Annotated in this window: 18 protein-coding genes; all 18 read right to left on the bottom strand. The window is 45.7% G+C overall.

The annotated features are described in order from the left end of the window. Positions 1-29: 29 nt before the first annotated feature. Positions 30-2129: a flagellar biosynthesis protein FlhA gene (gene flhA / locus FLAVO9R_RS05085; RefSeq protein WP_013785092.1), complete on the bottom strand. Its 2100-nt coding sequence runs from the start codon at positions 2127-2129 to the stop codon at positions 30-32. A gap of 186 nt (positions 2130-2315) precedes the next feature. Continuing rightward, entirely contained in the window at positions 2316-3446 is a 1131-nt protein-coding gene (flhB, locus tag FLAVO9R_RS05080; protein WP_159529383.1) for a flagellar biosynthesis protein FlhB, read from the bottom strand. 18 nt (positions 3447-3464) lie between these two features. Beyond that, positions 3465-4244: a flagellar biosynthetic protein FliR gene (gene fliR, locus FLAVO9R_RS05075; RefSeq protein WP_159529381.1), complete on the bottom strand. Its 780-nt coding sequence runs from the start codon at positions 4242-4244 to the stop codon at positions 3465-3467. Position 4245: 1 nt separating this feature from the next. Beyond that, complete coding sequence (fliQ, locus tag FLAVO9R_RS05070; RefSeq protein ID WP_013785095.1) at positions 4246-4515, bottom strand: flagellar biosynthesis protein FliQ; 270 nt, start codon at positions 4513-4515, stop codon at positions 4246-4248. An 8-nt stretch (positions 4516-4523) separates the two neighbouring features. Beyond that, positions 4524-5282: a flagellar type III secretion system pore protein FliP gene (gene fliP, locus FLAVO9R_RS05065; RefSeq protein WP_159529379.1), complete on the bottom strand. Its 759-nt coding sequence runs from the start codon at positions 5280-5282 to the stop codon at positions 4524-4526. Next, positions 5275-5694, bottom strand: coding sequence for a flagellar biosynthetic protein FliO (gene fliO, locus FLAVO9R_RS05060; RefSeq protein ID WP_062087066.1), 420 nt, complete (start codon positions 5692-5694; stop codon positions 5275-5277). The genes fliP and fliO overlap by 8 nt, the downstream gene beginning before the upstream one ends. 28 nt (positions 5695-5722) lie before the next feature. Continuing rightward, positions 5723-6124, bottom strand: a complete 402-nt coding sequence (fliN, locus tag FLAVO9R_RS05055) for a flagellar motor switch protein FliN (protein WP_013785098.1) — start codon at positions 6122-6124, stop codon at positions 5723-5725. Positions 6125-6141: 17 nt separating this feature from the next. Then, positions 6142-7200: a flagellar motor switch protein FliM gene (fliM, locus tag FLAVO9R_RS05050; RefSeq protein ID WP_159529377.1), complete on the bottom strand. Its 1059-nt coding sequence runs from the start codon at positions 7198-7200 to the stop codon at positions 6142-6144. Between the two features lie 13 nt (positions 7201-7213). After that, the gene (gene fliL / locus FLAVO9R_RS05045; protein ID WP_159534395.1) at positions 7214-7750 is read right to left on the bottom strand and encodes a flagellar basal body-associated protein FliL; all 537 of its coding nucleotides are present in this window, start codon (positions 7748-7750) and stop codon (positions 7214-7216) included. A gap of 150 nt (positions 7751-7900) precedes the next feature. After that, positions 7901-10177, bottom strand: a complete 2277-nt coding sequence (locus tag FLAVO9R_RS05040) for a flagellar hook-length control protein FliK (protein ID WP_159529375.1) — start codon at positions 10175-10177, stop codon at positions 7901-7903. Positions 10178-10445: 268 nt separating this feature from the next. Beyond that, positions 10446-10892 carry a flagellar export protein FliJ gene (gene fliJ / locus FLAVO9R_RS05035; RefSeq protein ID WP_013785102.1) on the bottom strand — a complete coding sequence of 149 codons (447 nt, stop codon included), beginning with the start codon at positions 10890-10892 and terminating at the stop codon, positions 10446-10448. 6 nt (positions 10893-10898) lie between these two features. Beyond that, positions 10899-12233: a flagellar protein export ATPase FliI gene (gene fliI / locus FLAVO9R_RS05030; protein ID WP_159529373.1), complete on the bottom strand. Its 1335-nt coding sequence runs from the start codon at positions 12231-12233 to the stop codon at positions 10899-10901. Then, positions 12226-13011 (bottom strand): flagellar assembly protein FliH, encoded by a 786-nt coding sequence (fliH, locus tag FLAVO9R_RS05025; RefSeq protein WP_159529371.1) that lies wholly within the window; start codon positions 13009-13011, stop codon positions 12226-12228. Before fliH ends, fliI begins: the two co-directional genes overlap by 8 nt. Before the next feature lie 87 nt (positions 13012-13098). Beyond that, positions 13099-14139 (bottom strand): flagellar motor switch protein FliG, encoded by a 1041-nt coding sequence (gene fliG / locus FLAVO9R_RS05020; protein WP_013785105.1) that lies wholly within the window; start codon positions 14137-14139, stop codon positions 13099-13101. Between the two features lie 13 nt (positions 14140-14152). Then, positions 14153-15847: a flagellar basal-body MS-ring/collar protein FliF gene (gene fliF, locus FLAVO9R_RS05015; protein WP_159529369.1), complete on the bottom strand. Its 1695-nt coding sequence runs from the start codon at positions 15845-15847 to the stop codon at positions 14153-14155. A gap of 12 nt (positions 15848-15859) precedes the next feature. Then, positions 15860-16189 carry a flagellar hook-basal body complex protein FliE gene (gene fliE, locus FLAVO9R_RS05010; protein ID WP_159529367.1) on the bottom strand — a complete coding sequence of 110 codons (330 nt, stop codon included), beginning with the start codon at positions 16187-16189 and terminating at the stop codon, positions 15860-15862. 461 nt (positions 16190-16650) lie between these two features. After that, positions 16651-17991, bottom strand: coding sequence for a sigma-54-dependent transcriptional regulator (locus tag FLAVO9R_RS05005; RefSeq protein WP_013785108.1), 1341 nt, complete (start codon positions 17989-17991; stop codon positions 16651-16653). A gap of 18 nt (positions 17992-18009) precedes the next feature. Next, complete coding sequence (locus FLAVO9R_RS05000; RefSeq protein WP_159529365.1) at positions 18010-19173, bottom strand: sensor histidine kinase; 1164 nt, start codon at positions 19171-19173, stop codon at positions 18010-18012. Positions 19174-19195 lie beyond the last annotated feature (22 nt).

The following is a 19195-nucleotide window of genomic DNA, read 5'->3' as shown; positions in this document are numbered from 1 at the left end:
TGAAAACTCTCCAATCACCCAGTGTCAGATTATTGACCGACCGAACTGACTATTTTTATCTGCTTATCGTCGGGTACTTCCTGATAGGAAAGTACATGTAAACCCGCGACCGAATACTTTAAGAAGCGAGATAGTACGGGGCGCAACATACCGGAAGTGAGAAGTACCGCAGGCTCACCTTCTAATTCTTGTTGCTGACTAGCTTGCTGCAATGATTTTTGCAGCTTATCGGCCAGTCCTGGTTCTATACCAGCGCCATCTTCGCCACCTGCTTGTAATGACTGGTGCAACATCTGTTCCAACTCTGGCGCCAAGGTTATGACGGGTATCTCTTTCGCCCCTTGGGTAATTTCTTGGGTGATTAGACGTTTAAGCGCAATTCGTACCGCAGACACCAGTACATCTGGGTCTTGGCTACGTGGGCCGTATTCGCTCAGGGTTTGTACAATGGTACGCATGTCACGAATAGGCACCCCTTCAAATAGCAAGGTTTGCAGCACTTTAACGATAGTGCTCAACGGCAGAATATCAGGGACTAACCCTTCAACTAATTTAGGATGCTGCTTGGCTAGCATATCTAGTAGCTGTTGAGCTTCTTCATGTCCAAGTAGTTGGTAGGCGTTGTTTGTCAGCAATTGACTTAAGTGAGTAGCAACCACAGTAGCAGCATCAACCACGGTATAACCCAGTGTTTGCGCATGCTCACGCTTATTCGGTTTGATCCATACCGCATCTAAGCCAAAGGCAGGGTCTTTGGTAGCACGACCTTCCAGTTTGCCAAATACTTGACCCGGATTAATCGCAAGCTCTTCATCGTGGCTTATTTGCGCATCGCCAATGGTTACACCCAACATCGCAATGGTGTACAGGTTAGGCTCTAAATCTAGATTGTCACGAATGTGTACCGGTGGAATAAGAAAGCCTAGCTCTTGAGATAACTTCTTACGAACCCCTTTAATACGAGTGAGCAGTTCTCCGCCCTGAGACTTATCTACTAAGGGGATTAGTCGGTACCCGACTTCTAAGCCGATGGTGTCGACATGCTGCACATCATCCCACCCAAGCTCTTTTATTTCAGGCGCAACAGTGTCATCTTTCACTATGTTTGCTGGGGTTTTAGGCTTTTCTGCCTCGCGTTTAGCCGCAACCCCCTGCCAGTAGGCGTAACCGGCTATAAGCACTGAAAAACCAATAAAGGCTAAATGAGGCATGCCGGGGATAATACCCATAACGAATAACACACCAGAGGCAATATAAAGGGCTTGGCTATTACCCAATTGACTACGAATTTCTTTGCCCATTTCTTGGGTTTCGTTTTCTCGGGTAACAATAATAGCGGTAGCCACAGACAGTAACAGTGAGGGTATTTGCGCCACCAAACCGTCACCAATGGTTAAAATGGTGTAAACCTCGATGGCATTTCCAAAACTTAACCCGTGTTGAATCATGCCAATAAAAAGGCCACCCACAATATTGATAAGCATGATAAAGAGGCCGGCAACAGCGTCACCTTTCACAAATTTTGACGCACCGTCCATCGAGCCATAGAAATCTGCTTCGGCGGTTATTTCTTCTCGGCGAGCACGCGCCTGATCTTGGTCGATATAACCCGCATTCAAATCGGCATCAATAGCCATTTGCTTACCTGGCATAGCGTCAAGAGTAAAGCGAGCACTTACTTCTGAAATTCGACCTGCACCCGCGGTCACTACTTTAAAGTTGATAATGAGCAAGATAGCAAAGACCACCACCCCCACCGCATAGTTGCCTCCAATTACCACAGCACCAAATGCTTCGATAACCTTACCTGCAGCATCCCCGCCTTCATGTCCATATAGCAGGACGACACGCGTGGAGGCAACGTTTAACGCCAACCGCAGTACGGTAGCAATCAACAACACAAGGGGAAAAATACCGAAATCAACCGGTTTTTGGGTTAATACCGCCACCAAAATAATGACTAAAGACAGCGCAATATTGAAGCTGAACAATACGTCGAGTAAAAATGGCGGCATGGGAAGAATAACCATGCCCATAATGGCAAGAAGAACAATGGGAGCGCCTAAGCCACTGGTAATGTTCTGCAGCTGACTTTTATCGAATCGCTGTAGGTAACCGGATAACTGCATTGCAGGGAGTCTCTCTATCGGAAAATTGACGCTAAACGCTATCTTTCAATGACTATTACAACTACCGTGCCAGATTTATACAAAACCGATTAAACGTAAGTGGGGGCCGCAATTCGCAGAACTACAGTTAAGAGTGGCTCGCTATAAGCTTCGATTTAAGCGTTAATTTAAGCTGATAGCAGCGCCTTAGCGGCGCAGTTCTGGTGGTATGGGTAAATCACGTTTAAGCGGCTTGGGTCGTTTTCCTTTACCCGCTCTGTGTGCTTTTAACTGATAAACGTGCGCTAACACTTGCGCTACCGCCATAAACAAGGCGTTAGGTACTTCACCATCAATTTCAGTAGAGTAGTACACTGCGCGGGCTAGCATTGGTGATGGAATAAGTGGCACATCGTTGGCGGTGGCTATTTTACGAATATGCATCGCCAATTCATCGGTACCTTTTGCCACAACCACTGGGGCGCGATTGCCGCTGTCATCATACTTTATGGCGACAGAATAATGGGTAGGGTTGGTCACAACTACATCGGCCTGAGGAACTTCTTGCATCATGCGCTTGGTGGCAGCTTGATACTGTAAGCGACGAATTCGCCCTTTTACCAAAGGATCACCTTCAGAGTTTTTACGCTCGTCTTTCACCTCTTGTTTAGTCATCTTTATTTCTTTGTTGTGCTTATACATTTGATAAGGCACATCAATAAGTGCAATAGGTATCATGCCGCAAACCAACATAATAAAGGCCCACTTCAGTATATCTAACGCGTGAAAAATATTGCCTGGGTACAGCTCTAAATCAAGGTGTAGCGCTTCATCTTCAAAAAACAGCAGTGCGCCTAACGCCATCCCAACGATAACAACCACTTTGGCGATGGATTTAATTAACTCAACCAAACCATTCATGCCAAACATACGCTTAAACCCACTAAGCGGGCTCATTTTAGACCCTTTGAACTTGGCACCTTCCCACGTAAAGTTGTAGCCGCCTAATGCGATAGAACCGTATATTCCGGCTAGCATGGCCACCGTCATATAAACCAATACAGGTACGCTGACCGTAGAAATGGCTTCGCCCCATGCGCCAAACATATGGGTGGTATCGTAGGTTTCATCTCGCGACAAAACGAACATACGTTGCGTCAGCTTGAATACCGACTCTGCAATCCAGCCCCCAACGAACAAAAACATAAAGGCACTGACCACCAGCACTAAAGTTGTCGATAGTTCTCGGGATCGGGCTATCTGCCCTTTTTTTCGAGTGTCTTCGAGTTTTTTCCCCGTGGGGTCTTCTGTTTTTTCGCTAGAATCGGAATCAGCCATGTATCACCTGACTTATTTTCATGGGCAAATCCTAAGAAGTTGACACATAAACTGCTCTGCCCGCAGCCACTGCGTTTCAAAATGCGCGGTAAAGTTATCTAGGGTTATCCAGATGATGAGCAAGCCCATCACCTGTGCAATAGAAAAACCAATACTAAAAATATTAAGTTGAGGTGCCGCTTTGGTCATTACACCAAACGCTAAATTCACAATAAGGAGTGAAACAATGGGCGCCAATGATAGCGTAATCGCGGAGATAAACATCCACCCGCCCCAGTGGGCAATTTCCCTAAACTGCTCCCCTGTCCACCATGCTTCTCCTATCGGGAACGCATGAAAGCTCAACACAATCATGTGGATCATAGATAGATGCCCGTCTAACGTCCAAAAAAGCAAGGTAGCTAGAATTAAGTAAAACTGCCCTACGGCCGGGACGTTAATACCATTGACTGGGTCTACAATTGAGGCGAAACCTAAGCCCGTTTGCATAGCAATAATTTGCCCAGCCAGTACAAAAGTATTTAACACCATCATGGAAATAAACCCGATAGCTACGCCAATTAATAGCTGTTGAATACCTAGAATAAAGGTGCCTAAATTGACTAAATCATCAACGGGGGCTGGTGGCACTACCGGCATAATAATCAGCGTAAGCATAATGCCTAGCAGAGCACGAACTTGTGGGGGAATAGATTGTGCGCTTAGGCCAATCATTGCCACAAATAAGCCACTAATACGCATAAAAGGCAGCATTAAATCAGCAAGAAACTGATTGATGGTAGCCAGTTCAACGACCATATTAACCAACAACCTGAGGTATCATTTCTACCATGTGGAAAGTGAAGTCCATTAACTTTTGTACTAACCAGTTACCACCCCAGCTAAGCGCTAGTAGTGTAACAAGTAAGCGCGGCAAGAAACTCATGGTCTGTTCGTTAATTGAGGTTGCCGCCTGAAACACGGCAACCACTAACCCTACAATGAGGCTTGGAACAATTACCGCAGACACCAGAACGATGACCATAAACATGGCTTCACGGAGTATTTCAACAAAGACTTCTGGTGACATAAGCCCTCCTACACACCCATACCGAAACTGGTAGCTAGTGTGCCAAATATGAGATTCCAGCCATCGACTAACACAAACAACATGAGTTTAAATGGCAAAGAAACAATCATGGGTGAAAGCATCATCATACCCATTGCCATCAATATTGAGGCCACAACAAGGTCGATAATAAGAAACGGGATAAACAGCATAAATCCGATTTGGAACGCGGTTTTTAGCTCGCTGGTCACAAAGGCAGGAATAAGGATAGTTAGCGGTACTTCGTCTGTATCTGCATATTTCCCCTCATCACCAGCAATACGCACAAAGGTTTCTAAATCTTTCACTCGGGTTTGCGACAACATAAACGCACGCATGGGCCCTTTAGCTTGCTCTATAGCATCCATGCTTGTCATTTGCTCAGACAAATACGGCTGTAATGCCCGCTCATTAATTTCTTCAAACACCGGCGCCATAATAAACATAGAAAGAAACAAACTCACTCCTACCAAAATTTGGTTTGAAGGAGATTGCTGCAAACCAATGGCTTGTCGCAGAATTGATAACACCACTATGATACGGGTAAAAGACGTCATCATCATAATAAACGCGGGAATAAGACTGAGCGCTGTCATGATAAACAGCGCTTGTAACGTCATGGTGTAATCTTGCGAACCGTCATCGTTAGTCACGACGGTAACAGCTGAAATGCCTTGCTGTGCCAGTGCAGGCTCAGCAATCGCCAAAGAAGCTAACACTACAAAAAATGCGGTCCAAAACTTACGCATCGTTTTTATCTTCCTTTATTGAAGGGTTCAGCTTACCTGCCATGGCGGCAACCAGCTTTTGTTTAAATGCGTCACCGCTGCCCTGCTGCCCATTTGCCACTGGCGTTTCTAAGTGCTTTTCAAGTTTACTTAAATGGGAAATATTATGACTGGTCACGCCCACTAGGTGTTGTTCGTCGCCCACCTGAATAACCATTATTTTTTCTTTCGTGCCTGCCACCATACTGGCGACCACCTTCATTTGCCCACCACCCATGGTACCGACATTAAATCGACGCATAAGGTAAGCGAGCGCAAAAATAATTCCAACCACTAAAAGAAGTGATAGAAAAATTGACACTACAGAGGTGGGATTAGTGATTGATTGGGTAGATTGCGCATTCACTACTTGCGTAAATATAAGGGGCAGCATTGCGCAACCCCTTGCTATGTAAGAAGATTTATCGAAGCTTCTTGATTCTCTCGATTTGACTAATAACATCCGTTAACCGAATACCGAATTTATCGTTGACCACTACTACTTCACCATGAGCAATCAACGTGCCATTTACCAATACATCTAATGGCTCACCAGCAACTCGGTCCAGCTCCACCACAGATCCCTGGTTCAACTGTAGCAGATTTCGGATACTTATTTGACTACGCCCTACTTCCATCGAGATAGTGACTGGAATATCCAAAATGGTATCCAGCTTCTTTTTCTCTTCTTGGGTTATGGGTGTGTCGTCGGTTAATTCGTCGAGTTCTGCAACCTGAACATCATCATTTTCCTGATCGTCAGCTTCAGAATCGGCTTGCTCCGCCATGGCGGCAGCCCAATCGTCCATACCGTCTTCACTCATGGGATATTCCCCTCACCTTACAGGTCTTCTTCGAGTACTTGCAGCTCGGCATCATTATCTATAATGCGCCCGCCGCGGGTTAATAATTGTAACTCAGACTTCACAGAAGTCGGTCTTGCAATCTTTTCTACTATCTTCAGGGCTAAGTTATCTCGTGAACGACCTAGCTTAGCTCTGAACGTAGGTAAATCTTCAATTAGCACCGTAATGGTTTCTGGCATTTCCACAGGAATAATTTCACCTGGTTTAAATTCCATTACTTGGCGTAATGACACATCCACATCAAGCATGTGGGTTGTCAGTGCCACTTTTACGTCCATGATTTCATCGCGAAGTGCTTTACTCCAGCGCAAATCGGTATCTTCTTTATCGCTTTGCACACCCGCATCTAGCAATTCGCGGATAGGCTCTAGCATTGAGTATGGAAGTGACACGTGGAAATCGCCACCACCACCGTCAAGCTCTATGTGAAATGAGCTGATCACGACCACTTCAGTGGGGCTCACAATGTTCGCCATCGCCGGGTTTACTTCTGAGTCTAAATACTCAAAAGACACATCCATTACTGGCGCCCACGCTTCTTTGTAATCTTCAAAAATAATCTTAAGCAGCATTTGAATAATACGCCGCTCAGTTGGCGTAAATTCGCGCCCTTCAATTTTTGCATGATAGCGGCCATCACCACCAAAGAAGTTATCTACCAGAATGAAAACCAAGCGGGCTTCCATGGTAATAAGACCGGTACCTTTAAGCGGGCGAAATCGCACCATATTCAAGCTGGTGGGTACAAACAACGTATGAATGTATTCACCAAATTTAATCATTTGAATACCGTTAATTGACACTTCCGCAGAACGGCGCATCATATTGAACAAACTCACTCGCATGTGACGAGCAAAGCGTTCATTAACGATTTCAAGCGTAGGCATACGCCCACGAACAATCCTATCCTGTGAGGAGAAGTCGTACTCTAGCGTAGAAGCATCGGAGTCGGCTTCGCCAACCTCGTCTTCTTCTACATCGTCTACCCCGTGTAGGAGGGCATCGATTTCATCTTGAGATAATAAATCACTCACAGTTATCTACCTGTTATTGCATCACAAAACCAGTGAAGAGCACACGCTCAACCACATCACTTCCCGCGATGTCTTTAAGCACTTTTTGTACTTCAGTCACCGCTTGTTCACGCAGTTCAATTTTTCCTGCTTCAGTCACCAAGTCATCGGCATTTGATGTACTAAAGACTTGCAGCAAAGTGCCTTCAATCAACGGTATGTGGGTTTTAGCCAACTCTTCATTGTCTGAGCCTCGCACTAGAAGCTGCACTTTAATTTGCACTAAACGGTCTCGACCTGAGCCCGGAACGTTAAAAACGAAAGGGCGTGGCATGGCGACATATAAGGCGGTACCTACTTCAGCACTTCCCCCTGGGGCCGCTGCTTCAGTGGCCACCTGCTCGTCGGTTTCGGCAAGTTGCTCTGCAGCTACAGGCTCTTCACCACCAGCAAATAAAAGAAAATAGGCTGCTGCACCACCGCCAACTAACACTACGGCGATAATAATAATCAGCATCATTTTGCCTTTCTTTTTACCACCTTCTTCAATCTGTAACTCTTCTTCAGCCATGTCTAATCCGTCAATATCCCACGAGGAACTCGTATTATCAGGCTTACGACGCAAATGGCAACGTAAGCCTGCATAAATTTGCAGTTCTTATAGCAGATAGCGCAATTGTACATCAACCCTACTTAAGTCTTTGCCTTCGCTATCAACCTACTAAGCGTAATAGTCTATACCGCCTTTCGCTTCCCTTGTGACAGACTGCTCTATCACCGTGGAACCCTCGTCGAACTCACCGTCGATATCTTGGCTAGGTACACCGTTACCTGCAAGTTGCTGGCCACTTCCATCACCATTTTGTGATGAGTTATCTTTACGCACTTCTGATTCACCTAAATTAATGCCTTGCTCTGCTAACATATCTTTTAACCTAGGCATGGCATCGGCTAGTGCATCTTTAGCGTGCTGCGACTGCACAATGAAGCTCACACTGGCTGCATCACCCGATACATTCACTCGTACCTGCATACTGCCCAGTTCAGGCGGATCGAGCCTAATTTCTGCCATACTGTTTCGCGCATTCACCATCCAGCGAATTTTCTCATGCAATTGTTGCTGACCTTCGGGCTTTAAAATATTGACGGGTTTGTCAGCGCCATCAAATTGAAGCTGGGTCTTGGTTGACTCCGCACGAACTTGATTACTTTCATTCATGAGAGAGTCAATGCTAACGAGTTCACTTTGCAGTACTTGATGAGCGCTTTGTTGGGTACCGTTTACCAATTGCATAAACTGCCCTGCTAGTACGTCAGTTTGCCCCGCTACATTCTGCATTTGCGTTTGTGTTAACCCCGCTTCAGAAGCCGCATCGGCCACAAGTGCCGAAAGATCTATCCCAGGCTCCCGTCCTTGAGCGACTTGTTGCTGAAACTCATTAATACCAGCAATCAAGTTAGACTTAACCGCTTGTTGTTGGGCTGCGGTTGTCGCAGTAGGTAAAGATGCCGCTACGCGCTCGGCAAATGCTTCAGCCGCCTTTTGTGCACTTTCTGGTGACATCATCGCAATTGACTGCAATAAAGACTCACCTTGGCTATCGGTAAGTATATCGCTAGCTTCTGTGGAGACTGTATCGACAGGGTTGCTATTCGTTTGCGTTGTTGCAGTAGATTGGCTTGAAACACCGTTAGCTAGCGCTGCATTTAGTGCTTCTTTGGTGTCAGTTTGCGCAGTAATTTGCTCTTGAAGAAGACTTAATACTAACGCCTCATCGGCACTCAAGGCTTGTTCATTTGCTTCTTGTTCGGCTAATAGATCTTGCTCTGAAATTTGCGTCTGAGCATCAGAACTTTCGTCTTCATTTTCGCTAGCATCACCCAAAAACTGCGCAAGCAGGTTAGCTAAGGGGTCGACTTTTTCAGACTGCCCCGTATCGACTTCGCTCGGTGCAGTGTTTTCATTTGCTTTAGCCAATAAGGCCGCAGTGAGTGCTTTTATTGCTTCTAAGGTTTCACTACTAAGCCCTTCGCCTGCATCTTGACCAAGTTCATCACCGGCTTGATTCTCTAGCAAGTTCATTAAATAAGCGGTTATTTCTGTTGCAGAGCTTGTATCAACATCCTCAGGAAGATTCTTCGAGGTTAATGCACCGGTTACTACTGCATCGCTTTCGTTACTACCGTTATTAGACGCCAACGCACTTAATACATCCTCGCCCGCCAATTCATCACCCGCTAGCAAAGCTTGTGCTAATTGCTTCGCGGCTAATTCGGCATCCTCTATCTCGCCTGCGTCTAATAAATCATCAGTAATTGCGGTAGCCTCTGCATCTGAAGTAACGGTGTCATCGCCAGACGCGCCCATCATGGATGTGACATACTCAATCCAATCTGTGGGGCTTTCGCTATCCCCGTTTCCAATACTTGTTAACTCTTCTGGTGGTAAATCAATATGGCCGCCAAAGAAGTCTTTTTTGTTGTCGCCGCCATTTTGGCTGTCCTCTTTGCCTGTACCTTTATCATCAATAAGGAGTGAGCCATCTTTCTTTGCGTCAGTGTCGATTCGACGTGACTGTGCATCGGCAATGATTAATTCATCCGTGCCTTCGTCAGGTGATGTTAACTCGCCTTCTTGGGCTTTTTTGTCTGTTTGATCACCATTTCGTGCTTGTGTTTCATCATCTTTCACCGGAGGTAAATCAACATTCCCCCTCTCTGGGTCGGGAGAATGTCTATCAGCGGATTTCTTATCAATAGCAGGGTTTGTACTGTTGTTCACCGATGCGCTGGTGTGTCGCGTGGAATGACTTTTGTTCTGGGCCTCGAGAGACTTTGTACTCGATTCTTTTGCTTGGATATAAGCCGCTTCAAACGCTTTATTATTCTGCGATGAATCTTCTGAACCCATACCAGCTTCTACGGCTTTTGCCGTTGATGAGGCCGAAAAAGGCAACGCGGCAATGTCTGTTTTTTGTGCGGCAACTTGTTGCATCATATTTTTACCGTCCTGCTAAGACTTTGAAAGTCAGAACCATGAAAACCCAGATTGAATCGTTTTATCTCTACACCCCCTGTGTCCGTGGGCTGCAGGCCGATACTTAGCTAATAAAAGTTCCCGTATCGGTATTCAAGTTAGGCGTATAAACACGTTAATTAGTAGTGAGTTTGCAAAGAGTGTTCCATTGTGGAGGTTAACCGACGAGATATTTAAAAAATCGAAAGGATTGAACGACTTGGGGTAAGTAGCAAATTGGATAAACTGCCTAGAAGAATGTTTTTCCGCTTCTAAAAAATTTCTGTGTGGCAAATTCGTCCATCATGGCTTGCTCTGCCCTCGCTTCTTTTGCCACTTTAGCTAAATGGCGTTTATTAAGAAGCAACTCTACCGCTTTCACTTTTTGCTGCTGCTTTAGCCAAAGTTGCTTGCGTTGATCGGCTGCCATATTAGCCTGTGCTATCACATTCATTTGCTGCTCGCAGGCTTTATCTAATTTGCCTACAAACGATAAATGCTGTTGATAATGGGTAGCAGTAACACCCGCTTTTCCCGTTTGCTGAATGCCTTTTAAGTAATCAATTCTATATTGCTCAAGGCTTGTCAGCTTTTGTTTCTGCTGCATCACATTTTGCTGCGCTTGTTGGAACATTTGCGCAATGCGCTGCTCTCTTTCTCGTTCAAACTCAGCCAGACGCTCTAGTTGTTTAGACATAATTGATTACCCTTGCCCTAAGCCTTTCGCTAATGCAGCCATGCCTTCAAGGCACTCATCATAAGGCAACACATTTTTCATACCTTGTTGCAAGAACGCATTGATTGCAGGCTCTGCACGAATGGCTAAATCGATGCGAGGATCTGAACCTTTTGCATAGGCACCAATAGAAATGAGGTCTTGGTTTTGTTTATAGTTCGAATAAACTTGTCTTACTCTGCGTGCCATTTGTTGATGTTCATCGCTGACCACCATAGGCATTACACGGCTAATAGATGCTTCAATATCGATGGCGGGGTAATGACCGCTATCAGCGAGCGTTCGCGATAACACAACGTGACCATCTAAAATCGCCCTTGCGGCATCGGCGATTGGATCTTGTAAATCGTCACCTTCGGTAAGTACTGTATAAAATGCGGTAATAGACCCTTGTTTCTCGCTACCGTTACCAGCCCTTTCTACCAATGCGGGTAACCTGGCAAATACCGAAGGCGGATAGCCTTTTGTTGCGGGTGGTTCACCTACTGCTAATGCAATTTCACGTTGGGCCATGGCATAACGAGTAAGAGAGTCGATAAGCAGTAATACTTTTAAACCTTGATCGCGAAAGTATTCAGCAATGGTAACTGCCGTTTCGCAGCCCTTTAAGCGCATTAACGGTGAAGTATCAGCAGGCGCTGCTACCACTACCGCACGGGCACGCTCTTCTTCGGTTAAGATATCGTGGATAAATTCTTTTACTTCTCGACCCCGTTCTCCCACCAAGCCAACCACAACCACATCGGCTTCGCAGCCCCGGGTCATCATACCGAGTAAAACACTTTTCCCCACGCCACTGCCTGCAAAGAGCCCCATACGTTGGCCTACCCCAACGGTATTCAGTGCATTAATGGCGCGAACACCCACATCCATAGGTTGGGTAATAGCGCGGCGAATTAAGGGGTTAATAGGAGGCCGCGTAGTAGGTACGCGGGTTTCAGTTTGAATTTCGCCAAGCCCGTCTAAAGGGTTACCGTTTCCATCAACCACACGACCCAACAGCCCCATGCCAACAGCAAGACCACTTTGGCGGTTTAGTGGCATTACCCGACTTCCTGGTACGATGCCCCGTACTGCTTCGGTAGGCATAAGATAGGTGATATCGGCACCAAACCCCACCACTTCAGCTTCAATTTCGCCTTCAATGGTTTGCACAAGACACTGGCTACCTACGGGTAATTGGCACCCAACAGCTTCAAGTGTAAGGCCTATGCCTCTGACCAGTTTGCCTGCGGCCACAATAGGCGGCGATGACACTTGTTTCTGCAAACTATCAAAATGTGCATGCCAAGGGCTACTCATCTGATAAACCCTGATTCACCATGAACTTATCGATTACGTCGCGACAGCGGCGTTCTATGGAAACATCTACGGCGTTTTGTTCAGTCGCAATGTCACAGCCACCGCGCTTCATGGTAGGCGCTTCAATGAATTGCCACTCTTTCTCTTTCAACGTTGCTTCCGAATAATGTTCAGTTACTAGCGCTATATCATCAGGATGCATATGAATTTGATACCGTGTTTGATTTACCGGCAGGGCTTTCATTCCTTCGCTAAGGGCTTGTAAAATCACTTGATGATTCGACGTGATTTCGGTTTTAATCACCGATTTAGCAAGGGTAACTGCAAGCTTTACTAATTGGTCACGGGTTTCGTCGTTGGCTTGTGATAATGGCGTATGAAGCTTTTCAATAAGTTGCTGCCAAACTTCAACTTGCGCAGAAATTAAGCCCTTACCTTCTTCTAACCCTTGTTCAAGACCCTCAGCGTGTCCAGACTCACGTCCTTCACTAAGCCCCAACTCTAGGCCTTCGGCTTTTCCTTCTTCGAAACCTTGCGCCTTGCCTTGTCCGTAGCCTTCATCATGAGCAGCTTGTCTAATCGCTTCAATTTCTTGTGCAGTAGGCGGAAGAATTTCAGCTTCTTCCTCTTCTGGAGGCTCGTATTTCCAATCTGAACGGAAATTTAACGCATTGGTTTTGTCTTTATCTTGTGGCTTTTCGGGCTGTTCAACGAAGGGCAAATCCCAAGGTCTTGCATCATTTAATTCGTCGTCGCTGAAGCCTTTATTTGATGACATCAATCTACCCAGGTAACGTTTATGAGGCCTTTGGAAAATTAACGCAAAGGCCTATTTTAACCACAATGGCGAATAAATAATGAAGGGTTATAAGAACTCTTCACCGCCTCCACCGCCCAGCATAATTTCACCTGAATCGGACAGTCTTCTGGCAACAGAGAGAATTTCTTTCTGTGCGGTTTCAACTTCAGATATACGTACAGGCCCCAGGGCTTCAAGGTCGTCGTTAAGCATTTCTGCCGCACGCTTCGACATGTTTTTCATAATCTTGTTCTTAAGCTCTTCATCGGCGCCTTTAATTGACTTAAGCAGTGCATCTTGTTGCACTTCACGCAAGATAGCTTGAATGCCTTTGTCGTCTACATCGACTAAATTGTCGAAGACAAACATAAGATCTTGAATTTGCTGGCTCATCTCTTCGTCTTGTTCACGGATGGCATCCATCAACTGACCTTCAATAGCGGTATCAAGGTAGTTCATGATATTTGCAGCAGATTTCAGGCCGCCCATTTTAGCCGCTTGCGTACCCGCTTGACCGGCGAACTGTTTCTCCATGATTTCGTTAAGCTCTTGCAGTGCAGCAGGCTGAACTTCTTCAAGGTTAGCAATACGCATTAACAAGTCTAGGCGCACTTTTTCTGGGAACTGCGCCAATATTTCGGCACTCTGCTCTGGCTCTAAGTACGACAATACAATGGTTTGAATCTGAGGGTGCTCGTTTCGAATGATACTGGCCACCTGCTTCGAGTCCATCCACTTCAATGAATCTAGGCCTTTCGCCCCACTTCCCATCAGAATTTGGTCAATTAAGTTAGCCGCTTTATCTTCACCTAATGCAGCGGTGAGCGCTCGCTTAACAAAGTCTTGGCTCTGGAAGCCAATGGTACTGTAGTTTTGAATCTCTTCAATAAAGTGTTTATGCACAGACGTAATTTTTGTCTGTGTCATATCATCCACTTTTGCCATCTCAGAGCCCAGCTTTTGAACTTGCTTTGGCTCAAGATGTTTTAATATTTGTGCAGCGTCTTCTTCAGACAAACTCAGAAGCAAAATAGCGGCTTTTTCAACCCCTTCTAGCTTACTGACGTCATAGGACGCTTCTTCAGTAGTGGCAAGTTCTTCAGCCATAATACGCTCTCACTTACTCATCTTGCATCAGCCAGCCCTTAACAACTTGGGCTGACAATTCAGGTTCGTTCGCAACCAGTGCACGAACCGCTTTTAATACGTCTTCATCTTTATGTAAATCTGGCAACATTAGTGAGCCATCTGCCGCAAAGCCTACCTGACCTTCATCGAAGTCAGTAGACAGCATATTAATGGTTTCGTCACCAAGATCTAGGCCTTCGTCTGCATCAAAGTCATCAGCTTCTTTCGACTCGTCAGGGTTAATCAAGCGACGTAGCATGGGTCTTATCACAAAGATGATAAGCACAATAATAACTAAACCACCAATGACTAACTTAAGTATAGGCAAAAATGCCGGCTGTTCCCATATTGGCGCTTCTTCAATAACACCATCATCCATGCGGGTGAAAGGAACACTGACCACTTCTAACGAGTCGCCACGAGTCACATCAAATCCAACACCGCCTTGTAGTAAACGGCGGATGTTTAATAACGCTTCTTGATTGCGAGGCTCTGCCGACGTAGTACCATCTTCACCAGCAACTTGAAGATAGTCTACCGCCACCGATACGCTTAACCTGCGGATTACGCCGCTTTGTTTTTTGGTATGGCTAATGGTGGTGTCTAGTTCGTAGTTACGAGTAGATACTTTCGATGTACTTCCTGGCAAAGTAGCTTGTGCGCCTGCTTCTGGATTTTCAGGAATATTCGAGTCTAACGGCGGTTGGTTAGTTAGCGCGCCGGGAATACCCATGGCACCACCACCCACACTATTTTGTTCATTGATCATTTCGCTGCGAACAGCTGGCAAATCGGGGTTATAGCTACGCTGAGTTTGCTCTAGTGCAGTAAAGTCCATACTCACATCCGCTTGCGCGGTGTAGTTACCAATTCCCAAAACAGGAATAAGAATAGCGTCAATTTTTTCTAGGTATTCTTGTTCGCGCTGTCTTTCAATTTCATATTCTTTTCGTGCTCGAGCACTTAGCGAGTCTTGTGAACCCGAATTTAGTAATCGGCCATTGCTATCGGTCACCGTTACCGCAGATGGCTCCATGTTTTGTACCGCTGACGCCACAATATCGATAACTGAGTCAACTTCCTCTCCCGCAATCACTTTGCCGCGCTTAGCGGTAAGTACTACCGTAGCCGAGGCTTTTTTCTCTCGGCGAGCAAATACGTTCTCTTTTGGCATAGCCAACAAAACGCGTGCTTTTTGTATACTTGAGATATCTTCAATAGTGGCGGCTATTTGTTGTTCACGGGCATGTTTCAAGCGTTCCATCTCTACCCGCTGACTTACTCCGAATCCCATGTCCTGCATGATAATATCGGTACCAGCATCAGAAGAGCCGGTTAAGCCCTGACGTGTCATACCCAAGCGTATAGTTTGAAATTCGTCACTTCGAACGTATACCGTGTTTCCCTCTAAACGATATTCAATTTGATTGGCGTCCATATAATCCAAGGTTTCAATAAGCTCTTGGGTTTCCATTTTTGCTAACGGACGAAAATCAGGCTCTTGCGCCCAAATTAATATAAAAACTGCAATCGCGACACAAATAACAAGCACTACCACTAGCGCCATCTGGCGCATCATGTCAGCACTGCCTAAGGTATCCATGAATCCTGATTTATTCTCAGGCTCGTTATCGTTCCCCATGGAAGGGTCGTTAACGGTTAAATTTGTGCCTGTTGCTTCAGCCATGACTTACTCCAACTACACCGGCATGTTCATAATGGTTTTATACGCTTCAAGCACTTTATTTCGTACTTGAACTGTGGCCTCAAAGGCTATGCCTGCTTTCTCTTTTGTAAGCATAACTTCAGCGAGGCTCAATGACTGGTCACCCATTTCAAACCGCTGTTGTGCATCTTTAGATTCTAATTGCATGCCATTAACCCCATCTACCGCTTGTTTAAGCATGGTAGAAAAATCACTCGCTGAGGGGTTAATCTCATTTGAGGGTTGAAGTTCGTTTGAAGGCATACGAGTTTGCCCAATCATGCTCTGCATTTCTTGGTATAAACTATTGGCTTTAACGTCCATAACCACTCCTTAGAATATTGATGGGGAATTGTCGTTTAATGACAATGCGCTCTGATGACTAACACTTAACTATAAGACAACTACTTATAACTATAAGACTACTAGCAAGTGGCAAGCCAACTTTAAAATTCATACAAAAGCCATTTTAAAGCAATGACTTACGCAATTTTTTAAGGAAGTAGCCAATTTTATGACAGAGAGGGGGAAATAGCGTCAAGAAAGTGAATAGGTGTAAAGTGGTGTAAATGCGCAATGTAAAATAGCTCGGAGCAGCGCAAAACGCTCCGCACGTTACCGTGACGCACAACCAAGTGCAAGGCAAGGCAAGGCAAGGCAAGGCAAGGCAAGGCAAGGCAAGGCAAGGCAAGATACACTACAGCAAAGTAGATATCCCGCTAAAAAATAAGGGCCTAAAATAAAGAATAAAAGCCCCCTCTTTGTTACCAAGCTAGTTTGATATGTTAAGCAGGTAATTCAATCCCATCTTCACGCATTCGGGCCAATTTATAACGTAAGGTTCGAGGGCTGATACCGAGTTTTTCTGCCACATCTTTACGCTTACCGTTACACAGGGTAAGTGTATCGAGGATGATTTGATGTTCTTGCTGGCGAAGCTCTGAGCCTAAACGACTATTATCTTCGGGCTCGTCCTGCTTTACTGCCATCTCGTCATGCACCGCCATATCAATCATTAAGTCACCAGACTCTATACTGCCGTCTTCACACAGTATGAGTGCCCTCTGAATAACATTTTCAAGCTCTCGCACGTTACCTGGCCAAGTGTATTGCGCCAATTTATTTCGTGCAGCGGCACTGAGGCGAACATTGCCTAAGCCTTGTACGCTAGTGTGACGATTAATCAGGTGTTCAGCTAGCGGTACAATATCACCTGGACGCTCAGCAAGTGGCCGCCATGTGATAGGAAAAACATTTAAGCGGTAATATAAATCTTCTCGGAAGTTTCCTAGCTCTACCGCTTTACGTAAATCGCGGTTACTGGTGGCAATCACCCGCACATCTAGTTTAATCGTTTTGCGCCCACCCAGTCGTTCTACTTCACGCTCTTGAATAACACGAAGTAGTTTCGCCTGAAGTGCTAAATCCATTTCGGTAATTTCATCTAATAGCAGTGTACCGCCTTGGGCTTGTTCAAATTTACCTGGGCACGCTTGAATCGCGCCGGTAAACGCGCCTTTTTCATAACCGAACAAGGTAGCTTCAAGCATATTTTCAGGAATAGCGGCGCAGTTAATTGCCACAAAAGGCGCATCGGCGCGAGTAGACTGATCGTGTATATAGCGAGAAAGTACTTCCTTACCAGAACCACTTGGACCCAGTACCATCACGGTCGCTTCTGACTTCGCCACTTTTCTTGATAATTCGAGTAGTTTTAAACTAGAAGGGTCAGCCACAATAGGCGTGCAAGATTCTACTTTTTGAGCAGGTGCATAGCGCCCAACAAGATTAAGTAGCACTTCAGGTGCGAATGGCTTAGACAGATAATCAGTTGCCCCATCTCGCATGGCCTGCACGGCATCATCGATGGTGGCATACGCTGTCATTAACAATACAGGCAGTTGAGGGTATTTCGCCTTAATACTTTTCAATAAAGTAAGGCCGCTCATTTCACCCATTTGGATGTCACTCACCACAAGGTCTATCTTTCGACCCGCTAAGACCATTAACGCAGCCTCGGCACAGTCGGCATCTACAACATCGTAATCGCCTAGTAATAGGGTGTCGTACAACGCTTCGCGTAATCCAGCATCGTCTTCCACGATAAGAATAGTTGTTTTAGACATTTCTAATTCTCCTAGCAATTAAGCGACATTTGAGTGAGGCTTATTGTGTTGCCCGATAGCCTGAGTGTTACAAGGCAATGCAAGCGTGAAGCAAGCACCTCCTTCATTAAGATTTACCATGCTAAGCGAACCGTTATGTGCTTTAGCTACCGATTTCACCACGGCTAACCCCAGCCCTGTGCCATGGGTTTTGGTGGTAAAGAACGGCTCGAATATTTTATTGATTAGGGTATTGGGTACACCTGGTCCCTTATCGTTAACGCAAAGTAGCACCCTATTTTCATGTACTACTGCATTAATCGAAACCGTGTAGCCCTTGGGCGTAACTTGACTCGCATTTTGAATAAGGTTCAGCACAGCACCTTGCAGCGCGGTGAGATTCCCAGTGATAAGTGCATCCGTTGAATCGAAGCCATTAAAAGCAATTTGCTGTGCTTGCTGCGCAGTGATGGTTTGCGCATTAGGCTCAATTGCTTCTCGCAAGCTGGCAAGCGATAAGGTATTCACAACTTGTTGTTCACCAGACTTGGCGAACAACAGCATGTCATTAACTTGGCTTTCTAACTCTTTAAGTCTGTCTGTCATCTTTCGAGCAAATTGCTCAGATGCATGCTGGGGTAAATCTTTTCGCGTTAAATTGGAGGCATAAAGCATCGCTGCGGATAAAGGCGTTCGAATCTGATGCGCAAGGGATGCCACCATTTTGCCTAATGAAGATAAACGCTGCATATGGCTGACACTGGCTTGAAGCCGACGTGTTTCCGTCAAATCTGTAATAACAATCAGCTGCCCTGGTTCGTCTTCAAGTGGCGTTATAGAAAGTTTAACGCGACGACCATCTACCAATGACACTTCATGACCATCGTCTGCACGAGGATTAAATGAGCGAGCAATGATGCTACGCCATATTTGTTCTTCTAGCGGCTCACCCAGCAATGCCTTAGCTAAGTCATTGGCTTGACGTACAACCCCTTTGCCGTCAATAACGATGACGCCTGCCGGCATGACTTGAAGCAAGTTTTCCAAACGACTGGCTTGGCGACGAAGTGAGCTCACTTCTGCTTCACTCACATACGACGGTGTTGTAGCCTCAAGCGCATGCTCGACACTAGGCACATCATAAGATGAAGTGAATTGTTCAGAAGACGAAGTACTGCTGTCGTGTGTGCTATCAAAAATCATATGGCTCTCGTCAATTTAAAGA

Origin of the sequence: Alteromonas sp. 38 (assembly GCF_902506055.1) — a bacterium.
Lineage (GTDB): Bacteria > Pseudomonadota > Gammaproteobacteria > Enterobacterales > Alteromonadaceae > Alteromonas > Alteromonas lipotrueae.
This window is presented reverse-complemented; position numbering and strand designations above follow the sequence as displayed.

Excerpts from the sequence above, each read along its gene's own strand:
- flhA (WP_013785092.1), bottom strand. The coding sequence starts at position 2,129 with ATGCAGTTATCCGGTTACCTACAGCGATTCGATAAAAGTCAGCTGCAG.
- flhB (WP_159529383.1), bottom strand. The coding sequence starts at position 3,446 with ATGGCTGATTCCGATTCTAGCGAAAAAACAGAAGACCCCACGGGGAAA.
- fliR (WP_159529381.1), bottom strand. The coding sequence starts at position 4,244 with ATGGTCGTTGAACTGGCTACCATCAATCAGTTTCTTGCTGATTTAATG.
- fliQ (WP_013785095.1), bottom strand. The coding sequence starts at position 4,515 with ATGTCACCAGAAGTCTTTGTTGAAATACTCCGTGAAGCCATGTTTATG.
- fliP (WP_159529379.1), bottom strand. The coding sequence starts at position 5,282 with ATGCGTAAGTTTTGGACCGCATTTTTTGTAGTGTTAGCTTCTTTGGCG.
- fliO (WP_062087066.1), bottom strand. The coding sequence starts at position 5,694 with ATGCTGCCCCTTATATTTACGCAAGTAGTGAATGCGCAATCTACCCAA.
- fliN (WP_013785098.1), bottom strand. The coding sequence starts at position 6,124 with ATGAGTGAAGACGGTATGGACGATTGGGCTGCCGCCATGGCGGAGCAA.
- fliL (WP_159534395.1), bottom strand. The coding sequence starts at position 7,750 with ATGGCTGAAGAAGAGTTACAGATTGAAGAAGGTGGTAAAAAGAAAGGC.
- FLAVO9R_RS05040 (WP_159529375.1), bottom strand. The coding sequence starts at position 10,177 with ATGATGCAACAAGTTGCCGCACAAAAAACAGACATTGCCGCGTTGCCT.
- fliJ (WP_013785102.1), bottom strand. The coding sequence starts at position 10,892 with ATGTCTAAACAACTAGAGCGTCTGGCTGAGTTTGAACGAGAAAGAGAG.
- fliI (WP_159529373.1), bottom strand. The coding sequence starts at position 12,233 with ATGAGTAGCCCTTGGCATGCACATTTTGATAGTTTGCAGAAACAAGTG.
- fliH (WP_159529371.1), bottom strand. The coding sequence starts at position 13,011 with ATGTCATCAAATAAAGGCTTCAGCGACGACGAATTAAATGATGCAAGA.
- fliG (WP_013785105.1), bottom strand. The coding sequence starts at position 14,139 with ATGGCTGAAGAACTTGCCACTACTGAAGAAGCGTCCTATGACGTCAGT.
- fliF (WP_159529369.1), bottom strand. The coding sequence starts at position 15,847 with ATGGCTGAAGCAACAGGCACAAATTTAACCGTTAACGACCCTTCCATG.
- fliE (WP_159529367.1), bottom strand. The coding sequence starts at position 16,189 with ATGGACGTTAAAGCCAATAGTTTATACCAAGAAATGCAGAGCATGATT.
- FLAVO9R_RS05005 (WP_013785108.1), bottom strand. The coding sequence starts at position 17,991 with ATGTCTAAAACAACTATTCTTATCGTGGAAGACGATGCTGGATTACGC.
- FLAVO9R_RS05000 (WP_159529365.1), bottom strand. The coding sequence starts at position 19,173 with ATGATTTTTGATAGCACACACGACAGCAGTACTTCGTCTTCTGAACAA.